At 48.9% G+C, this 479-nt stretch carries 4 tRNA genes; all 4 read right to left on the minus strand.

Features of this window, described 5'->3' with window-relative positions:
* Positions 1-107: 107 nt before the first annotated feature.
* A tRNA-Ala gene (locus PVA17_RS24975) sits at positions 108-183 on the minus strand.
* Between the two features lie 17 nt (positions 184-200).
* Positions 201-277: transfer RNA gene (locus PVA17_RS24980), tRNA-Pro, on the minus strand.
* A gap of 10 nt (positions 278-287) precedes the next feature.
* A tRNA-Arg gene (locus tag PVA17_RS24985) sits at positions 288-364 on the minus strand.
* A 20-nt stretch (positions 365-384) separates the two neighbouring features.
* Positions 385-473, minus strand: a tRNA-Leu gene (locus PVA17_RS24990).
* Positions 474-479 lie beyond the last annotated feature (6 nt).

Below are 479 nucleotides of genomic sequence, written 5' to 3' on the forward strand. Positions count from 1 at the left end.
TGTTTGATGTCCAAAATTTTGTTTCGTTCACTAACTCAAGGTTAGCTAGTAAAAACTTTATTGATTACGTTTTGCTTGTTCAGTTTTCAAGGTTCATTTGTTTTAATTGGTGGAGCCTAGCGGGATCGAACCGCTGACCTCCTGCGTGCAAGGCAGGCGCTCTCCCAGCTGAGCTAAGGCCCCGTGTTAATTTTAGGAAATGGTCGGGAAGACAGGATTCGAACCTGCGACCCCTTGGTCCCAAACCAAGTGCTCTACCAAGCTGAGCTACTTCCCGTTTGTTATATTGGCGCGCCCGACAGGAGTCGAACCCATAACCTTCTGATCCGTAGTCAGACGCTCTATCCAATTGAGCTACGGGCGCTAATTATTAAAATAAAAAAATGGTGCCGAGGGCCGGAATCGAACCGGCACGGTAGTCACCTACCGCAGGATTTTAAGTCCTGTGCGTCTGCCAGTTCCGCCACCCCGGCACATTT

The sequence above is a fragment of the Lysinibacillus sp. CNPSo 3705 genome, from assembly GCF_028674935.1.
Lineage (GTDB): Bacteria > Bacillota > Bacilli > Bacillales_A > Planococcaceae > Lysinibacillus.